The sequence below is a fragment of the Archangium gephyra genome, assembly GCF_049060025.1.
Lineage (GTDB): Bacteria > Myxococcota > Myxococcia > Myxococcales > Myxococcaceae > Archangium > Archangium gephyra_A.
The window spans coordinates 6886223-6901272 of the sequence record NZ_JBMEQQ010000002.1; the positions used below are offsets into that span (position 1 = coordinate 6886223).

At 69.3% G+C, this 15050-nt stretch carries 16 protein-coding genes and 2 pseudogenes; 7 read left to right on the forward strand and 11 right to left on the reverse strand.

What is annotated here, in order from left to right; translation table 11 throughout:
• Nucleotides 1-21: 21 nt before the first annotated feature.
• On the reverse strand, nucleotides 22-546 hold the full coding sequence (nrfH, locus tag ACN28I_RS29820; RefSeq protein ID WP_420945316.1) for a cytochrome c nitrite reductase small subunit: 525 nt from the start codon (nucleotides 544-546) through the stop codon (nucleotides 22-24).
• Nucleotides 547-1059 (reverse strand): hypothetical protein, encoded by a 513-nt coding sequence (locus tag ACN28I_RS29825; RefSeq protein ID WP_420945317.1) that lies wholly within the window; start codon nucleotides 1057-1059, stop codon nucleotides 547-549.
• A gap of 128 nt (nucleotides 1060-1187) precedes the next feature.
• On the opposite strand from ACN28I_RS29825, the gene ACN28I_RS29830 reads away from it, so the two are divergent.
• Nucleotides 1188-1967: a tRNA1(Val) (adenine(37)-N6)-methyltransferase gene (locus tag ACN28I_RS29830; protein ID WP_420945318.1), complete on the forward strand. Its 780-nt coding sequence runs from the start codon at nucleotides 1188-1190 to the stop codon at nucleotides 1965-1967.
• Between the two features lie 82 nt (nucleotides 1968-2049).
• On the opposite strand, the gene ACN28I_RS29835 is transcribed toward ACN28I_RS29830, so the two are convergent.
• Both ACN28I_RS29835 and ACN28I_RS29840 read right to left on the reverse strand, forming a co-directional pair.
• Nucleotides 2050-3606: an alpha/beta hydrolase-fold protein gene (locus ACN28I_RS29835; protein WP_420945319.1), complete on the reverse strand. Its 1557-nt coding sequence runs from the start codon at nucleotides 3604-3606 to the stop codon at nucleotides 2050-2052.
• 29 nt (nucleotides 3607-3635) lie between these two features.
• Nucleotides 3636-4085, reverse strand: coding sequence for a hypothetical protein (locus ACN28I_RS29840; RefSeq protein WP_420948901.1), 450 nt, complete (start codon nucleotides 4083-4085; stop codon nucleotides 3636-3638).
• A gap of 32 nt (nucleotides 4086-4117) precedes the next feature.
• On the opposite strand from ACN28I_RS29840, the gene ACN28I_RS29845 reads away from it, so the two are divergent.
• On the forward strand, nucleotides 4118-4381 hold the full coding sequence (locus ACN28I_RS29845; RefSeq protein WP_420948902.1) for a hypothetical protein: 264 nt from the start codon (nucleotides 4118-4120) through the stop codon (nucleotides 4379-4381).
• Here the strand turns inward: ACN28I_RS29845 and ACN28I_RS29850 are convergent.
• From ACN28I_RS29850 to ACN28I_RS29860, 3 genes and pseudogenes are all read right to left on the reverse strand, one after another.
• Nucleotides 4354-4431: pseudogene (locus ACN28I_RS29850) on the reverse strand (hypothetical protein); the annotation flags it as partial. The gene ACN28I_RS29845 and the pseudogene ACN28I_RS29850 overlap by 28 nt on opposite strands.
• Nucleotides 4428-4979, reverse strand: coding sequence for a GNAT family N-acetyltransferase (locus tag ACN28I_RS29855; RefSeq protein WP_420945320.1), 552 nt, complete (start codon nucleotides 4977-4979; stop codon nucleotides 4428-4430). The gene ACN28I_RS29855 and the pseudogene ACN28I_RS29850, both read right to left, overlap by 4 nt.
• Nucleotides 4980-5010: 31 nt before the next feature.
• Nucleotides 5011-6199, reverse strand: a pseudogene (locus ACN28I_RS29860) (winged helix-turn-helix domain-containing protein).
• Nucleotides 6200-6412: 213 nt separating this feature from the next.
• On the opposite strand from ACN28I_RS29860, the gene ACN28I_RS29865 reads away from it, so the two are divergent.
• Nucleotides 6413-6874: an SMI1/KNR4 family protein gene (locus ACN28I_RS29865; protein ID WP_420945321.1), complete on the forward strand. Its 462-nt coding sequence runs from the start codon at nucleotides 6413-6415 to the stop codon at nucleotides 6872-6874.
• 1050 nt (nucleotides 6875-7924) lie between these two features.
• A complete protein-coding gene (locus tag ACN28I_RS29870) occupies nucleotides 7925-8269 on the forward strand; it encodes a hypothetical protein (protein ID WP_420945322.1) in 345 nt (114 codons plus the stop codon).
• A 24-nt stretch (nucleotides 8270-8293) separates the two neighbouring features.
• Here ACN28I_RS29870 and ACN28I_RS29875 read toward each other — a convergent pair whose 3' ends face one another.
• Together ACN28I_RS29875 and ACN28I_RS29880 are read right to left on the reverse strand one after the other, a co-directional pair.
• Entirely contained in the window at nucleotides 8294-8785 is a 492-nt protein-coding gene (locus tag ACN28I_RS29875) for a serine/threonine protein kinase (RefSeq protein WP_420945323.1), read from the reverse strand.
• Between the two features lie 11 nt (nucleotides 8786-8796).
• Nucleotides 8797-9735 carry a DUF2381 family protein gene (locus tag ACN28I_RS29880; protein WP_420945324.1) on the reverse strand — a complete coding sequence of 313 codons (939 nt, stop codon included), beginning with the start codon at nucleotides 9733-9735 and terminating at the stop codon, nucleotides 8797-8799.
• A 137-nt stretch (nucleotides 9736-9872) separates the two neighbouring features.
• On the opposite strand from ACN28I_RS29880, the gene ACN28I_RS29885 reads away from it, so the two are divergent.
• Together ACN28I_RS29885 and ACN28I_RS29890 are read left to right on the forward strand one after the other, a co-directional pair.
• Nucleotides 9873-11234: an AHH domain-containing protein gene (locus ACN28I_RS29885; protein WP_420945325.1), complete on the forward strand. Its 1362-nt coding sequence runs from the start codon at nucleotides 9873-9875 to the stop codon at nucleotides 11232-11234.
• Nucleotides 11231-11839, forward strand: a complete 609-nt coding sequence (locus tag ACN28I_RS29890) for an imm11 family protein (RefSeq protein WP_420945326.1) — start codon at nucleotides 11231-11233, stop codon at nucleotides 11837-11839. Before ACN28I_RS29885 ends, ACN28I_RS29890 begins: the two co-directional genes overlap by 4 nt.
• A 125-nt stretch (nucleotides 11840-11964) precedes the next feature.
• Here ACN28I_RS29890 and ACN28I_RS29895 read toward each other — a convergent pair whose 3' ends face one another.
• Together ACN28I_RS29895 and ACN28I_RS29900 are read right to left on the reverse strand one after the other, a co-directional pair.
• On the reverse strand, nucleotides 11965-13167 hold the full coding sequence (locus ACN28I_RS29895) for a hypothetical protein (RefSeq protein WP_420945327.1): 1203 nt from the start codon (nucleotides 13165-13167) through the stop codon (nucleotides 11965-11967).
• A gap of 157 nt (nucleotides 13168-13324) precedes the next feature.
• Nucleotides 13325-14224 (reverse strand): metallophosphoesterase family protein, encoded by a 900-nt coding sequence (locus ACN28I_RS29900; RefSeq protein WP_420945328.1) that lies wholly within the window; start codon nucleotides 14222-14224, stop codon nucleotides 13325-13327.
• Between the two features lie 349 nt (nucleotides 14225-14573).
• Between ACN28I_RS29900 and ACN28I_RS29905 the strand changes: the two genes are divergently transcribed.
• Entirely contained in the window at nucleotides 14574-15050 is a 477-nt protein-coding gene (locus ACN28I_RS29905) for a hypothetical protein (RefSeq protein WP_420945329.1), read from the forward strand.

Below are 15050 nucleotides of genomic sequence, written 5' to 3' on the forward strand. Positions count from 1 at the left end.
TTCCGTGGGAGTGGGAAGTGGTTAGGGAGCGTGTCCGACGTCGCTGTGACAGCGGATGCAGGAGATGGAGCCGTCGTCGCGCTCGTCCCGCGTGTGGGCCGCGTGCGCGTCGATGGCATGGACGATGGCCTGGTGGCACGAGCGGCAGCGCTGCTCGGTGATGGCGCGGTTGTGCGGGGTGATTTGGATGGGCTCGTGGAAGCCCCCCGCCGTGAAGGCCACCGAGTGGTGCCAGCCATTGCGCGCCTTCGAGAGGTACTTGCTCACGAAGCCCGGCGGCGTGTGGCAGTCATTGCACACGGCCACGGTGTGGTGGCTGGAGTTGGTCCACTCGGAGAAATGATCCCTCATCACGTGGCAGTTGGCGCACGCGGTGGGATCGTCCGTCATGTACGAGGCCCCCTTCGCATAGGCGAAGGTGAAGCTCCCGATGCCAATCGCCACTCCGATGAGGGCGCACACCCCCAGGCTGAGCCAGCCGAAGACCGAGGGCCCCCGGCGCCTGGGACCGCTGGGTGATTCAGGTGTGGGAACTTCCGTGGCCACTCAATCTCCTTCCCCGGTGAGGGAGAGCGTGATGCCACAGCCCCTGTCCGGAGTGGACTCATTCGTGATGTCCGTGGTGCTCAATGTGGCAGTCAGCACACGGCGGCCCTCGTGCAGGGACACCGAGCCCGAGACGTTCAGGTTCAGCGTCCGCATCCGCTCGTCCGACGGGCTGGTGGAGCGCACCACCACGGAGTCGGCCCGGAACGAGCCGAGCACCTCCGGCCCATCCTTCGGCCCTGGGGCGTAGACGTCGCCCGTCAGCGGCACCTGGAGCCTGGTGGCCGGATCGATGACGTGGAACACGGCCCTCCGCCCGTCATCCACCTGCTGCAACTGCACGGTGGGCGCGGGCACGTAGGGGCTGAAGGGGCACTGCCCCACCGGGGTGGCGGCCTTCACGGAATACAGCCCGGAGATGTCGGGGCAGCCGTTGATACACGGCTCCGGGTCGGCGCCGCAGCCGCTGGACGCCAGGGCCAGGAGTACGACAGGAAGGGAGACGTGCCTCATGGGGCATGCACGCTGTGCATTCGTCCCGTGATGCCAACCCCGGCATGGCGGAAAAACGCCTACCCCCTCCGCCCATGGACAGCCGGGTAGACTGAGGTTCCTCTGTCCGACACTCTCCGGAGCCCCTCTTGAGCGAGAAGAGCCACGCCCCCGACGAGACGCTCGACTCCATTGGTACCTCGGGCGTGAAGCTGTTGCAGCGCCGGAGCGGCTACCGCTTCACGCTGGATGCGGTGCTGCTCGCCGCCTTCGCCGCCACCGAGGGACAGGACGCCGGAGGCCCGTTGCTGGAGCTCGGCGCGGGCAGCGGCGTGGTGTCCTTCCTGCTCGCGTGCCAGTTCGGCCTCGGGCCGGTGGATGCGCTGGAACTGCAGCCCGAGGTGCATGCGCGCCTGGTGCGCGCCGTGGCCCTCAATGCCTGCGAGGGACGGGTGCGGCCCCGCCTGGGAGACCTGCGCGAGGCGCGCTCGCTGTGGGCCCCGGGCGCCTATGCGCACGTGGTGTCCAACCCGCCCTTCCGTCCGGTGAACGCGGGCGTGCGCAGCCCGGATGAGGAGCGCGCCCTGTCCAAGCAGGAGCTGGCGTGTGACGCCCCCTCGGTGGTGGCCGCGGCCCGGCATGCGCTGCCCCCGGGAGGACGGGTGAGCCTCGTGTATCCGGCGGCACGGGTGGCCGAGGTGCTCGGCCTGCTCGGGGCGGCGAAGCTGTACCCCGTGGCCCTGCGCTTCGTGCACGCCCGCGTGGACGCTCCCGCCACGCGCTTCCTCGTGCACGCGGTGCGCGACAGGCAGCGCGGGCTCGCCGTGCGCCCACCGCTCATCGCGCATGGAGAGGGTCCCGGGGGTTACTCACCCGAGGTGGCCGCGCTCATGGAGCCACCCCGGGCCGAGCGCCCTCCCCCGGGCTGAGCCACGGGGGGGAGGACGGTGACGGGCACCCTCACCCCGCCCCTCTCCCGGAGGGCGAGGGAGAGGAGGGGGCGGAGTCACTTCACGGAGAGGTCCGGGGGAACAGGTACTGGAGAATGCTCCCGAAGCGCGCGGACCAGGAAGCCTCGTTGTGCTTGCCGCCCTCGGCCTCGAGGTACTTCAGGTCGTTGTCGAGCACCCAGCCCTTGTTCACCAACGCCTCGCGCAGCGCCACGGTATCGGCCACCGTCTCCACATCGTCCGTGCTGCTGCCCGCCTCCTCGGTGCCGATGTCCAACCAGATGCGCAGCGGCTGCTTCGCGGGCAGCGCGTTCACCTTCGCGACGATGTCCCTGTCCGCCCACCACACCGAGGGCGACACGACACCCAGCCGGCTGAACGTCTCCGGGTACTTCATGCCCAGGTACATGGACACCAGGCCACCCAGCGACGAGCCCGCCAGTCCCGTGGACTCCGCCTCCGGCTTCGTGTTGTACGTGCTGTCGATGAGCGGCTTGAGCTCCTCGACGAGGAACCTGCCGTAGTCATCGGCCCGGCCGCCGCCGTACGTGGAGTACGGGACGTGGGTGTACTCGGGGATGCGAGCCGCGGTGTTGTAGATGCCCACGATGATGAGGGGCTCCACCGCCTTGGTCGCGATGAGCTCCGTGGCCGTCTCGTCCACGTTCCACTCCCCGGCGAACGCCGTGGCGGCGTCCATCAGGTTCTGCCCGTCATGCATGTACAGCACCGGGTAGCGGCGCGAGGTGTCCGCCTTGTCGTAGCCCGCCGGCAGCCAGATGATGACATCGCGCTTCTCGAGGGTGGTGTCCTTCGGCGTCACGTCGCGCAGGTACTCGACCGTCCCGGTGATCGTCGGCTCGGGCGGCACGTTGGCGAAGTCCGCCCACGCCCCCACCGAGATGGAGACGCGCTCGAAACCCGTCCCCGTCTTGTGCGTGCGGTCGCTGATCTCCGCGCCCTCGGCGCTCTTCTCCACCGTCTCCCACGAGCCGCGCGTCGTCTTGAACGCGAGCGATGTGCCCGGCTCGAAGGAGAGCACGGTGGCGTAGCCGCTGTTCACCGCCTTGTAGAGCCTCACGCCCGCCGGGTTCCAGCCGCCCAGCTTCTCATGGTTGCCGGCCAGCCAGATGCCGTCCTGCGGCGGAGTCGTCTCGGGGACCGCGACCACGAAGGCCGTCTGCGGCTGGGTGACGCCGCTCTCCGGGCCCCAGCGTTCCACGCTGAAGCTCACGTTCTCCTCGTTCTCGTCCACCTCGAGCGTCCGAGCGGGCACCGCGGTCCCCGCCGCGTCGAGCGCCACGTGCGTGGACGGCGCCGTCATCCGCAGGGTGTAGGTGAGTGGCTGGTTCTTGGGCATCCGCGCCTTGACCGTGAAGGTGGTGCCTCCCTGGTAGGTGAGCTCCAGGCCCTGTCCGGAGAGGCCCTTGAACGCGGCATCCTCGCCCGTGAGCAGCAGCGTGGCGTCCACCGGTGTCTCGAGCGGCACCGTCACGTCGAACTGGACCTCGGAGTAGTTCTGCCCCGGTGTCGGCGGGGGCTTGGGATCGCAGCCGGCCAGGGCCGTCAGCGTGAGCAGGAGGAGAAGCGGGAGCCGGTGGGATGGTGGGTGCGTCATTGTCGGGGGGTACGGCGGGTGAGGGGAAATCAGGAGAGGAGCTTGCCCAGGGCCTTCAAGCCGCCGCCGACGAGCTCGATGCCGAGCTCGATCAGGTCCACGGCGTCATCCGCGTGTCTCCAGGCCTCCGAGGTGCGGCGATCCGGGGCCTCGAGCGTGACGGCCGGAACGGCGTTGGAGCGGTGCTCGGGCCTGTCGCGGGACGGGGGCTTGCGGTGGAAGCCACTGAGCTTCAGCTCGTTCATGAGGAGCCGGGCGGCCACCTCGGGCGCCACGTCCCGGCGCGAGCCGTCCGGCTTCTGCGCGCCGCGCACCGTGTTCTCCACGCACTCGGGATCCAACAGCGAGAGCGGCGCCTGGCAGCGCACGCAGGCCGTCAGGTTCGCCAGCCGCACGGGCTCGCCGCAGCCGGAGCACAGCAGCGTGTCCACGTGCTTGCGCAGCTCGGTGAGCTTCCCGGGGCGTGAGATCCCGGGCAATCCCCTTCTCGCGCAGGAAATGGAAGAAGGTGATGAAGTGCCCATGTCCCCGCGTGCAGCGCGAGTACTGGAAGCGGTTGTTGTGCGCCAGGTCATGCGTCAGCTCCAGCTTCGTGTCGCAGCGCGGGCACGACAGCGGGCCGTGGTTGTGCGGGGGGCGCTCACCGAGCCGCTCGTACAGCTCGCGGAAGAGCCGCAGGGTTCCTCCCGCGGAGAGCTGGAGGCTCTCCTGCGTGTCGAACCACACGCCGCGGCAGGTGTGGCACACGTCCAACGTCACCTGCCATCCCTTGTGAGACTCGAAGGACCGCTCGGCCATCTGCCCCTTGCACTCCGGACACTTCATCGCACCTCCAATTCACGGCGCATGACGTGGAAGAGACTCGTCTTGTTGCCGAACTCGGCGAGCACCTGCTTCACGGGCCGGAAGCCCGAGCGCTTCCAGAAGCGCAGGCCCGGGGCGTTGTGCTCGGACACCGCGAGGCGCAGGTACGCGGCGTCGCGCCGCAGCAGCCAGTGCGTCAGGGCCTCCAACAGCCGCGCACCCAGTCCCTGGTTGCGCTGGCCCGGCTCGAGCACCAGCAGGCCGAGGTACCACTCGCGCGGCTCCGGGTAGTCGCGGATGACGTCGATGGCGCCCACCAGCCGCTCCGCCCCGTCGAAGACGCCCATGCCGAACTTGTCCCCGAGCGTCTTGCCCGGAGGCAGGTCCGTCAGCAGATCGCGGATCATCTGCCCGGGGTCGGGCGGCGAGCCGTAGTGGAGCTCCAGGTGGTCCAGGCAGCGCTCGCCCAGCGCGCGGATGCGCGGCGCGTCCTCCTCGGAGAGCCGCCGCACCCGGTACTGCCCGGCCTCGAACAGGGCCTCTGCTCTCGGAGCTGTCGTGCGCCACATGCGGGGCACCACCCTAGCAGGTGGAGGGGCCTCAGCCCACCCGGGCCCGGGGCCGGCGCACCTTCACCGCACCGCACGCCCGCGCATGGCGAGCCAGGGCCTCGTCGAGCGCCGCGTCGTCCAGCTTCACGCCCTTCTCCCTCCACAACTTCTCCACACGCAGGACGCCCTCCTGCACCCGCGCCTGCAGCCGTCCCACCAGTTGGCCCCGGTGCAGCAGCGGGCACACGTACCAGCCCCAGCGGCGCTGCTCCTCGGGCTTGTACACCTCCCATACGTACTCGAAGCCGAAGAGCTGCTTCACCAGCGCCCGGTCCCACAGCAGTGGATCCAGGGGACCCAGAATCCGCATCCGCTCGTCCGGCGCCGTCACGGGCCGCGAGCGGAAGCCCGCGGGCGCCAGGTAGCGCCGGGGCGCGCCGGGAAGGGACACCTCCTCCAGCAGGCCCTCGCGCACCATGGCGTCCGGCAGCGGCGAGGTGCGCACCGGAGACAGGGTGGACCAGTGCGGGCCGCTCGCGCGGGAGAGCAGGCCCGCGGCCTCCACGCGCTCGGTGAGGGCCCAGCGCGCGAAGCTCTCGTCACCGGTGTGGCCGGCGTGGGCGCGTGCGGCGTCCGGGAGGGCCCGGTGCGGCACGTCGTAGCGCTTGCCGCCGGGGCCACGGCCGCACACGACGATCTCACAGCGTGTCCACAGCACCTCGAGCGCCATGGAGGTGGCCTTCCCCGTGCCCTTCCACCCGCTCCAGTCGATCGGCGTCACCGCGCCGTGGTCGGACAGCTCCGCGGCGGTGAGGGGGCCACGGGCCTCGAGCTTCCTCGAGCACGGCGCCCAGCACCTTCTCGGGCAGCCGCTCCAGCCGCGTGGCGAGTCCCCACCAGGGAGTCTCCAGCGAGCGCTCGCGGTAGTGGGGGAAGGCGCTGGCGGGAAGGAGGCAGCGCTCCTTGGCCCAGTGTTCGAAGGCGTGGCCGGGGTAGAGGTGGCGGTACACGTCACCCTTGGAGATGCCGTCCACGCGCGCGAGCGCCACGAGGTCCGCGTTGGTGCCGATGACGTCGAGCGGATCCAACTGGATGTGGCGCAGGTGGCGCAGCAGCGCGCGCACGCCCTCGGCGCCCTGGGGGTACGCGGGAGTGGCGAGCCCGAGGTGGCTGACGAGCCACGCCCGTGCCTCATCGGCGGGCAGCGTCACTGCGGGAGGTGGGGTTGTCTTGGGCATGGGGGATGGATGACCATCAGGGACCAATCAACCCTACCTCCGCGCGTGTGGGTGGACCATGTCCGTTGGAGGTACGTCCCGGCCCGTACTCACCCGAGAACATCGCTAGGATGAAGCACGGCAAGCCTCCCATTGGAAGTGACGGTTTCTCGCCCTGACACGAACCGAGCACCGCCTCGGGAGCAATTACAAGCTGAACCACCCCCATCTTCCATGACCTTTGATGAACTCGCGGAGCTGATGGAGCGACACTCCTCGAAGAGTTTCGGCCGGGGAGTGGGCGAGGCGGAGATCAACACCGCTGGCGCTCGACTCGGCACGAAGCTGGCCGGTGGCTACCGGCTCTTCTTGCGGCGCTTCGGGTGGGGAGGCGTTGGGTCTCTCGAGCTCTTCGGGCTCGGTGCGGATGTGCCGCCGTACCTGAGTCTGACCTCGATGACCAGGAGCGAGCGGGAGGAGATGCGCCCGGGGCTTCCCGTACATCTCATTCCGCTGATGAACGACGGGGGTGGGAACCTCTACTGCCTCGACTCGAGGGGAGCGGGTGAGCCCCCCGTCGTCTTCTGGGACCACACGGCGGGTGAGCAGCAAGAACCCGCCCAGGTGGCTTCAGACTTCGTGATGTGGCTCGCCGAGCGAGTCGAGAAGGAGGTCAAGGAGGGGGAGTCCCACTGATAGACGTGCTCGCGATCCTCATACTCAAGCCGGGCTCGCCCTGGTGCCGCTGCTCGGCGGGTGGGCCTGTGGCCCCACCTTCGGCGTCCGCGTCTTCCTGCGCGGTGGCCTCCGAGCCAGCGCCGGGGGCGGCTTCGCCCTCTGTCTGAGCGCTGCCTGCCTGCTCGCCCTCGGCGTCTCCCGGGACTGGGGCACCTCCGCAGCCTTCCTCAGCCTCGGGCTCATGGGGCTGGGGCTCGGGCCCGCCGCCTCCACTTCCCTGCTCGGTCCCCAGACGCGCGCCCCCTGGCACCGGTCACCCGCTCCATCTTCGCCCCCGATCGTGCCGTCACCGAGGCCGCCGCCTCCTGAGCCCCTGCCCGCCTCCCGTCCGGGCTCCCGGGCGCCGGTGCCCGGACGGTGGGTTTCTTCGCACCCGGGCTCCAGACGCGCCATGATGCACCGCCATGGGAAGCACGAGGCATTCATCGAAGCGGCTTGGGGCCCCCCTGGCGTTCCTGCTCGGGGCGCTGATCACCGGCTCCGCCGCGCGCGCCCAGGACGCGAGCACCCCGCCGCCCAGCGCTCCGGACAGCGCCAGCCAGGCCGCGGCCCCCGCGCCCACGCCTGTCTCGCCCGTCGAGCCGGAGATCACCCACTGTGGCGACACGCAGGTGGGCACCGGCGAGGGCATGTTGCGTCCGCTCGGGCAGGGCTTCTACGCCGATGGCAACCGGGTGCGCCGCGGCTGCACGCTGCTGCTGCAGCGCCCCTTGAAGAATCGCCCGCCGGTGCCCTTCGCGCCGGGCTCCTTCCGCCCCATCGGCTGCGGCTTCTTCCGCTACTCCACCAGTGTCTATTGGGGCCGGCCCCTGAGCGAGGACGACCACGTGAACGAGCCGGGCGGCCAGCGCGCCGACGTGCTCACGCGCGTGGACCTCGCGGACGCGGAGACCTTCGAGGTGGACGCGGATTGCCGGCCGCGCGATGCGCGCTTCTTCTATCTCAAACACACCGAGCGCCCCGAGCTGCCCGCCTTCGTCGCCGTGCCGCGGGGAGATGGGCAGGGGTATGAGGAAGCTCGGCTGCGGCTTCGTGCGCTACGAGGGCCGCGTCTTCTTCGGCGCGCGGCTCGTCGAGGGCGTGCATGCCGCGTCCTTCACCCCGGTGCTGGGCCGGCTGCCCTACCTGGAGTGCGGCGCGGGCATGTATGGGAAGGACAAGTCCAAGGTGTGGTGGCAGCACCTGCCGCTGCGCGGCGCCAAGGCGAAGACGTTCCGGATTCCCAAGGAGGAGAACCCCGAGTTCCGCGTGGCCTGCAACGGCCGCCGCTCGTTCCAGCTCGCCTCCGTGGACAAGAAGCCGAACCCGCTCTGCCGCGGCGCCAGGAAGCCCGTGAAGAAGCGCGGCAGGTAGGCGGCGCTTCGCGCGGGCAGTGGATCAGTGGAACCGGTCCACGATGTAGACCCCGGCCTCCGAGAACTCGACAATCGCCATTCCAGGCTTCGAGCCGGGCAGCTTCTTGAGCTGGCCTTTCGCGAGCCGCGCCACCGCGCAGATGGGAATGACGTCTCCATCCGGCGGACTCGCTTCGTAGTACCGGATGACGACCTGCGGGCCTTCGGTCCAGACCCGTCCGTAGAGCCGGGCGGGGGATTCGAGGGGTCCGAGCTGATCGTTCACCATGCTCTCGATCGGTCCCTCGTACAACGTGATGGGACTGGTGTCGGCCTGGTTCACATCGAGATCGACCCAGGCCGAGTCCCCCACCCGCAGACGCAGAATCCGCATCGCCTTGAGGGCTTCCTCCGGGCACTTCTCCGGTCCCGGGCTGCCGTCAGGCCGCAAGAGGACGCTTCCCGAAGGGCAGCCCGAGGCCGCGAGAATCAGTGCCAGGAACACGAATGAGCGCAGTGCTCTGATCGAAGGCATGGGTGGCACTCCTACTCGCGGAAGAGGCGGCGATCCATCAGAACGTGGCCTACCCGCAGACCGTCATGCCGGTAGAGCTCCACGGTGAGATCGCAAGGACCCTCCTGTGAAGTGAAGGCGCTCTTGTCCACGACGACGGCAAGAGAACCCGCTGAGCCTGGGGCAAGCTCGTCCCAGTCCTTGTGGAGTGCGAACGGTCTGGCTTCGCCGAACAAGGTGGGGGCTTTTCGCCCTGGCCGTGTGGTCAACACCCGAGCCTCCACCAGGCTCCAGGGTTTGGATGGATCGTGGTTCGTCACCCGGAACAAGACCGCCGCCTTGGTTTCGCCGGTGAGGAGGTCCGCCTTGAGGGTCATGCCCTCTTTTCTGAGGAACCACCTCCGGCGGAGCTTGAGCCGGGTGAGCTGTACGGAACCTCTGCTCACGAGTCTGGCGAGCGCGTGATCTTCCGTGTCCTCCCGCCCATACCGGAGGGTGGCCTCTTGCAGAAGCCGCTCCCGGGTGCGTGTGTCTTCCAGTTTCGCCCGGAGCACTTCCGGGGTCTCGGGCGCGAGGAAGACATCCACCTGTTGATCGGGCTGCTCCCACTCCTTGCCGATGGCCGTGATGGTGAAGGGCAGTTCCTTCCCGTCCGCGAGCGTCACCAGCAAGGGGAAGCGATCCTCGGACTCGAGGTTCTGGAGCGGCTCGACGAGCACCCGCTTTCCGGAGCACTCCACGGGCTCGAAGCGGCCCTCCCAGCCCGGCATCCTCGTTCGTGAGGGGTCACAGGGTTGCTGCAAGCGGAGCACGGTGACCACCTGCCCGGTGACGTACACCCGCGGCGCTTCGTCCTTCGGATCGTCCCGAAGGTAGACGTTGCGCACGCGGGGCGCGCGGTCCCTGGCAACGGCCACGGAGGCCACGAGGACGAGGAGGAGGGTAGACCGCTGAAGTAGGCGTTTCCACATCGCGCGGCACTACCTACCAGAACAGGTGGCAGGTGGCCAGCCGGGTGTGGGGAGGGGCCGGTCTGGCAGCCCGTCTTCGAGGTGCGGGACACTGGCCGCCGCCGTCCCTGGACGTGCAAGGGACGGAGGAGCCGGACATGAAGCCGAGAGTCACGCACGCCCTCTTCCTGCTGCTGGTGGCGCTGATGCTCCAGGGGAGAGCGGCGGGAGCCGAAGCGGGGCCGCCGGTGTTGGAGCCGGTGGAGGTGAGCGGGTACTCCGGAGAGGAGGGGCAGGGGCTGAGGCTGGCCTTCAAGAGGTTGGAGCCGAATCCAGCGCTGGGGTTGTGGAGGGTGGGAGAGGCGAGAGTGGTGGTGGAGGCGCTGGAAGGGGAGTTCCAGGGGGCGAAGCCGAGGCCCGGATTGAGGCTGTTGCCGGAGGCGCACACGCGGACGATGGCGGGCTTGCTGCCCCCGGTGGACACGAGGCCCTCGGCGCTGGAGAGGCAGGTGAGGGAGGAGTACGAGGCGCTGCTGGGGCCGGCGCTGGTGGGGCTACCGGGCTCGCTGGAGAGTGCCAGGTGGTTTCAGGCGCTGAAGCTCTCGCCGCGCTACATGGGCGAGGGAGTGCGAGAGGCGGCGCTGGAGCTGTTCAGCGCGCCCGCGGTGCTGCTGGCGGTGGGCACGTCCCTGGTGCTGTACATGGTGGCGTGGGCGGCACCGGAGCCCCTCTTCTCCAAGGCGTTCGCGGCGGCGGTGACGCTGGGGCTGCTGCTGACGTACAGCGCGGCGGAGCTCTACAACGTGGGGCAGGCGTGCCTAAGGCTGTACCGGGAAGCGGAAGCGGCGAGCACGAGGGAGGAGCTGGAGGCGGCGGCCAAGCGCTTCGGCAAGGCGTTGGGAGGAGTGGGGTTGAGGGTGCTGGTGACGGTGGCGGGGGCGAAGCTGGCGCGAGGGTTGCCGGAGGTGCCCAAGGGAGGGCTCTGGGCGAGCGTGTCACCGCCGCGCTTCGCCATGGCGGGAGGAGGCGTGAAGGGCGGCTTCAGGGTGGGCGCGGGGACGAGGGCGCAGGTGAGCGTGGCGGATGGAACGGTGGTGCTGATGGGGGTGACAGGGAGCACGGCGGCCGGCGCGGTGGCGTCGGCGGTGTCCTCCGCCCGGACGACGGGGGTGTGTGCGGAGTCGAAGCAGGACGACAACCATGCCCATCACTTGTGCACCAACAAGAATGACCTATCCGAGAACAACGGTGGCCCCTGGACGCCCCGGTTCGAGAAACTCTTCGCACGGGCGGGGATGCGCCTGGATGACCCGGCGAACATCGTCTACCTGCGAGACCACAAGGGACCGCATCCCGAGGCGTACCACCGGGAGATTTTCAGGCGGCTGGAGGAGGTACTTGGAACCTGTCGGCCTCGGGCCGAGTGTCGAGCGAAGCTTGTGGAAGAACTCGACGAGATTGCAGGTGAGGTGTGTAGGCCTGGGTCGAGACTCAACAAGCTGGCGACGAGAACACCATGAGCGCGCAGATGAAATATTACGACATATACGACGACGTATACATTCCAGGGCGCTGGGATTTGGGTTTTCCTCTCTTCGCGGATGGCGAGGATGAGGGTGGGCGTGAGGACGATGACCAGCGCGAGTTGTTCGACACCTACCGGTTCAAGGAGGGCCGCTTGCTGGAAATCGAGAGGCCGATCCGCTTGACCATGAAGCCGGCCGGCATCGCGCTCGAATTCAGTGAGGCCATGGGGACTCCCATCGTCCACCGGCGGGTGGTCTCACTCTTCGAGCGTCTGGGGCTCCAGAAAGAGGTGCAGTTCATCCCCGTGGAGGTGGAGGGACAGACGGAGCCCTGGTTCATCCTCAATGCCTTGCGAATCATCCGATGCATCGATGATGCCCGGTGTGAAGAGGTGCTCTACTGGCTTCCGGAGGACAACCGCCCGGACAAGGAGGGCCAGTACCGCAACGTCGCGGGGCTGAAGGTGGATCCGGAGAAGATAGGAGGCGCCCACATCTTCCGCCCCTGGGGCTGGAAGGTCGTCCTCATCGTCTCCGAATACGTGAAGCAGGCGATGGAGGCCGAGGGGATTACTGGCATCAAGTTCATCGAGGTCTGAACGGCCGCGCGCTCATGGGCGTGAACACGGGTACGCGCACCCTCACCCCGTCCCTCTCCCGGCGGGAGAGGGGATGTATTGAGGGATGTGTTTCCTCTTGATGTGTTTCTCTTCGTGAAGCCGGTTCACCCGGCCGTCGGATCCTCCAGCGGCTCCGGCATCACCCACAGCGCCGTGGGTTCTCCGTATCCCTTCTCGAAGGAATCGAGAATCGGCGGCCAGCGGTCCCAGAATGTCGCCCAACCGTATTCCGCCGGCTGCGACGTCAGTGGATTGCCGTCCCGGTCCGCCTGGGCATACGCGTAATCCGCCAGCGTCCACTTCAGCGTGCCGAAGTGCACCACCAGCATCGGCGTCATCGTCCTCATCACCTCCGGGCGTGACACCTCGTCCTCGTACGCCTCGGCCGGAGTGAAGGCCCCCTGCACCGAGTCGTGCTGCTCGCGCCAGGCCAGATAGTTGTTGGCCACCGCGATGAGCGCCTCGCGCTCCGTGCGCCCCTCCGTGCGCCGCGCCAGCTCGTACAGCGCGAAGGCCGCCACCACCAGGCTCCGCCCATCCATCCCGGGGAACAGCGCATCGAAAGCGTGCGGCCTCGGGGTGTCGTACAGGTGGGCCCGCGCATGGTCGTAGGCGAGCCGCGCCTCCTCGAGCCTCGCGCCCGCCAGTGCGAACTCCGCCAGCACCCGCTCGGGCCTCATCTCTCCGGCCGGCTGGCGCCACTCCAGGTACGCGTTCGCCGCGCCTCCTATGTCCGCGAAGATGGCCACGTTGCCCCCATGCAGCGTGCGCTCCAGCGTGCGCACCACCGTCTCCGCCTTGTCGAGCGGCAGCAGCCCCGGTGCGCTCCAGTACAGCGCCGCGAAGCGTGATGCGGTGGTGATGAGCGTGCGCGGATCCGCCAGGGCCTCGCCATTCATCCCCGTGGTGAGCGCCCCGAGCGTCGCGGCGGCGCCCGTCGGCAGCCCCCGCGCCACCAGCTCCAGCGAGAGCCGCTCCACCAACGGGCGCGGCGTGCCCGTGAGGCCCACCCGCTCGAAGGCCTCCACGACGGACAGCAAGGGCCCTCCCCGCGCCACGTCGAGCATGCGCCGCGCGAGCGCCGCGCTGAGCATCCCCTTGCCGGCCGCTTGCGAGGCGTGCGGCGCGAAGGCGAACCAGTTGGGACGGATGCCACTCGTCCCCCCGGGCTGGAAGTCCGGATCCAGCAGCGCCTGGAAGGCCTGGGCGAGCTGGATGTAGCCCTCGGTGATGCGGCGGTTGTCCTCCAGCGGGGTGGCTCCCTCCGCGGCGCGCGCTGCTGGAGTGCGAGAGGACGCTTCAATCATGAGGAGGCTCCCGGTGTGGTTTCAGGGTGGAGGGCGCCCAGGGTACTCATCGGGCTCGACGCTCCAACCCACCCCACCGGGAGTGTCCGCCTGGACGTCCAGCGGCCAACCCTTCACTGCCAGTGCCCGCGCTCAGCCCCCGTGGGCTTCCGGCACCTCAGTGGCAGCTACCCCGGCCCTGGTCCCTCACGCCGCCTCCCACCGGGAGGAACTCCCAGGTGTACGCGCCGTCCTCCAGCGTCAGTTTCATCAAACCGTACGTGCCCGCCTCGCGCACCTCGCTGTTGGGCAGCGTCGGACCGAAGACGTAGGCACTCATGCCTCCCGTCCCCACCACGAACTGCCGGAGGCCCCGCTCGGCGTCCGCTACGCCCTCGGGCGTCTGCGGGGCGAAGCGCTCGTAGAAGTGGTCGTGCCCCGCCACCACCACGTCCGCCCCCGCTTCGTACAGCGCCGCCCAGAGCGGCTTCACCCACGCGTTGTCCCGGCCCAGCCCCGAGCTGAAGAGCGGCCGGTGCATGTAGGCCAGCGTGCACCTCGCCGGGTGCGCCTTCAGGTCCTCCCGCAGCCACCGCTCCTGCTCCGCCCTCGCCTGCTCCGGCAGCTCGGTGTTGAGCGCCACCACGTGCCAGCCTCCCAGCTCGTAGCTGTAGTAGCCCTTGCCCGGCTCGCCCGCCGCCTCTCCGAAGTATTCGAAGTACGGGCCCGCCTTCGCCGAGTGGTATTCGTGGTTGCCCGGCACCGGCCTCGTCCGCTGCTTGTGCCTCCCCCACGACGGGCCGTAGCACCGCTCGAAGTCCTCCGCCGTCCCGTCCGGGTACGCGTTGTCTCCCAGCGTGAACACCGTCCCCTCGATTCCCTCCAGCATCGCCGCCGTGGCCTCGTCCTGCTCCGACTCGCAGCTCGCGATGTCCCCCGCTCCCACCAGCACCTGGGGCGGACCTCCCCGTGTCTCCTCTCCCGGTGACGGTCCCGTCGCTCCCGGTGTCTGGCAGGCGCCGAGGCTCAGCAACAGGACCGCGCTCCCCGCGCGGCGCAGCAGGTGTGTCAGGCTCATGGGGATCCACTCCGGGGTTGTTCGTTCAATGCAACGAGACGCCGTCAACGTAGTCCGGGAGGAGATGTGAGCTCGGCTCTTGGAAGGATGTTGCCCGTTTCCGTTCTGATGGGAGTGATGACGGCGGGATGTTGGGTGCTCGACCCCGGCATCGAGGTGGATCCCGGCTACTACCCGGACGACGAGCCGGACGCGGGCGGCTGTGTCTCCCGGCTGGTGCCCTCCGGCTCCGTCCAGACGGGCCCGGTTCCCATCGACTATGGCGGAGGCCAGGTGTCCGCGCGCTCCGTGCACAAGGTGGATGTGGACGCCATCGAGGACCGGTGCGTCAGCCGGCTCGAGCTGCACCGTGGCGCTCGCCCAGGGCGCCTGTCCCCTGAAGCTCGTCTTCGGCGCGGGCAACGGCTCCTTCGGAGGGCTCACCGAGGTGCGGCTCACGGCGGACTCGGCGTGCCCGGGGTTTCTCGACGCGGTCGAGGGTGTCTACAGCTCCCCCGCGGGCTTCGCGCCCTGGAGCTACCTCGGACCCCAGGAGGTCTCCGAGCCCCAGGCCGCGTCCGTGTGTCTGGAGACGGTGCGCCTGGGTTTTCCGGACCGCGTCATCCGCCTCTACCGCTCGAGCCCCTCCCCCGCGGAGCTGGCGGTGAACCTCGGGGGCCTGGAGCTGAATGGACGGCTGCTCAGCACCGGCGACGCGAATGGGCGGTGTTTCGACCCTTCCGCCTGCGGGCCCGGCCGGCACGACGGCGGTGATGGCTGGTGCGTCGAGTCGGGCAGGTGCTCTCCGGGCTACCGCCTGTCGGCCTCGGGGGACTGCTCGCCCTGA

What these genes read in the sequence shown, in the direction of transcription:
- ACN28I_RS29825 (WP_420945317.1), bottom strand. Translation starts at nt 1,059, where the DNA reads ATGAGGCACGTCTCCCTTCCTGTCGTACTCCTGGCCCTGGCGTCCAGC.
- ACN28I_RS29835 (WP_420945319.1), bottom strand. Translation starts at nt 3,606, where the DNA reads ATGACGCACCCACCATCCCACCGGCTCCCGCTTCTCCTCCTGCTCACG.
- ACN28I_RS29845 (WP_420948902.1), top strand. Translation starts at nt 4,118, where the DNA reads ATGAAGTGCCCATGTCCCCGCGTGCAGCGCGAGTACTGGAAGCGGTTG.
- ACN28I_RS29855 (WP_420945320.1), bottom strand. Translation starts at nt 4,979, where the DNA reads ATGTGGCGCACGACAGCTCCGAGAGCAGAGGCCCTGTTCGAGGCCGGG.
- ACN28I_RS29865 (WP_420945321.1), top strand. Translation starts at nt 6,413, where the DNA reads ATGACCTTTGATGAACTCGCGGAGCTGATGGAGCGACACTCCTCGAAG.
- ACN28I_RS29870 (WP_420945322.1), top strand. Translation starts at nt 7,925, where the DNA reads ATGAGGAAGCTCGGCTGCGGCTTCGTGCGCTACGAGGGCCGCGTCTTC.
- ACN28I_RS29875 (WP_420945323.1), bottom strand. Translation starts at nt 8,785, where the DNA reads ATGCCTTCGATCAGAGCACTGCGCTCATTCGTGTTCCTGGCACTGATT.
- ACN28I_RS29880 (WP_420945324.1), bottom strand. Translation starts at nt 9,735, where the DNA reads ATGTGGAAACGCCTACTTCAGCGGTCTACCCTCCTCCTCGTCCTCGTG.
- ACN28I_RS29885 (WP_420945325.1), top strand. Translation starts at nt 9,873, where the DNA reads ATGAAGCCGAGAGTCACGCACGCCCTCTTCCTGCTGCTGGTGGCGCTG.
- ACN28I_RS29890 (WP_420945326.1), top strand. Translation starts at nt 11,231, where the DNA reads ATGAGCGCGCAGATGAAATATTACGACATATACGACGACGTATACATT.
- ACN28I_RS29895 (WP_420945327.1), bottom strand. Translation starts at nt 13,167, where the DNA reads ATGATTGAAGCGTCCTCTCGCACTCCAGCAGCGCGCGCCGCGGAGGGA.
- ACN28I_RS29900 (WP_420945328.1), bottom strand. Translation starts at nt 14,224, where the DNA reads ATGAGCCTGACACACCTGCTGCGCCGCGCGGGGAGCGCGGTCCTGTTG.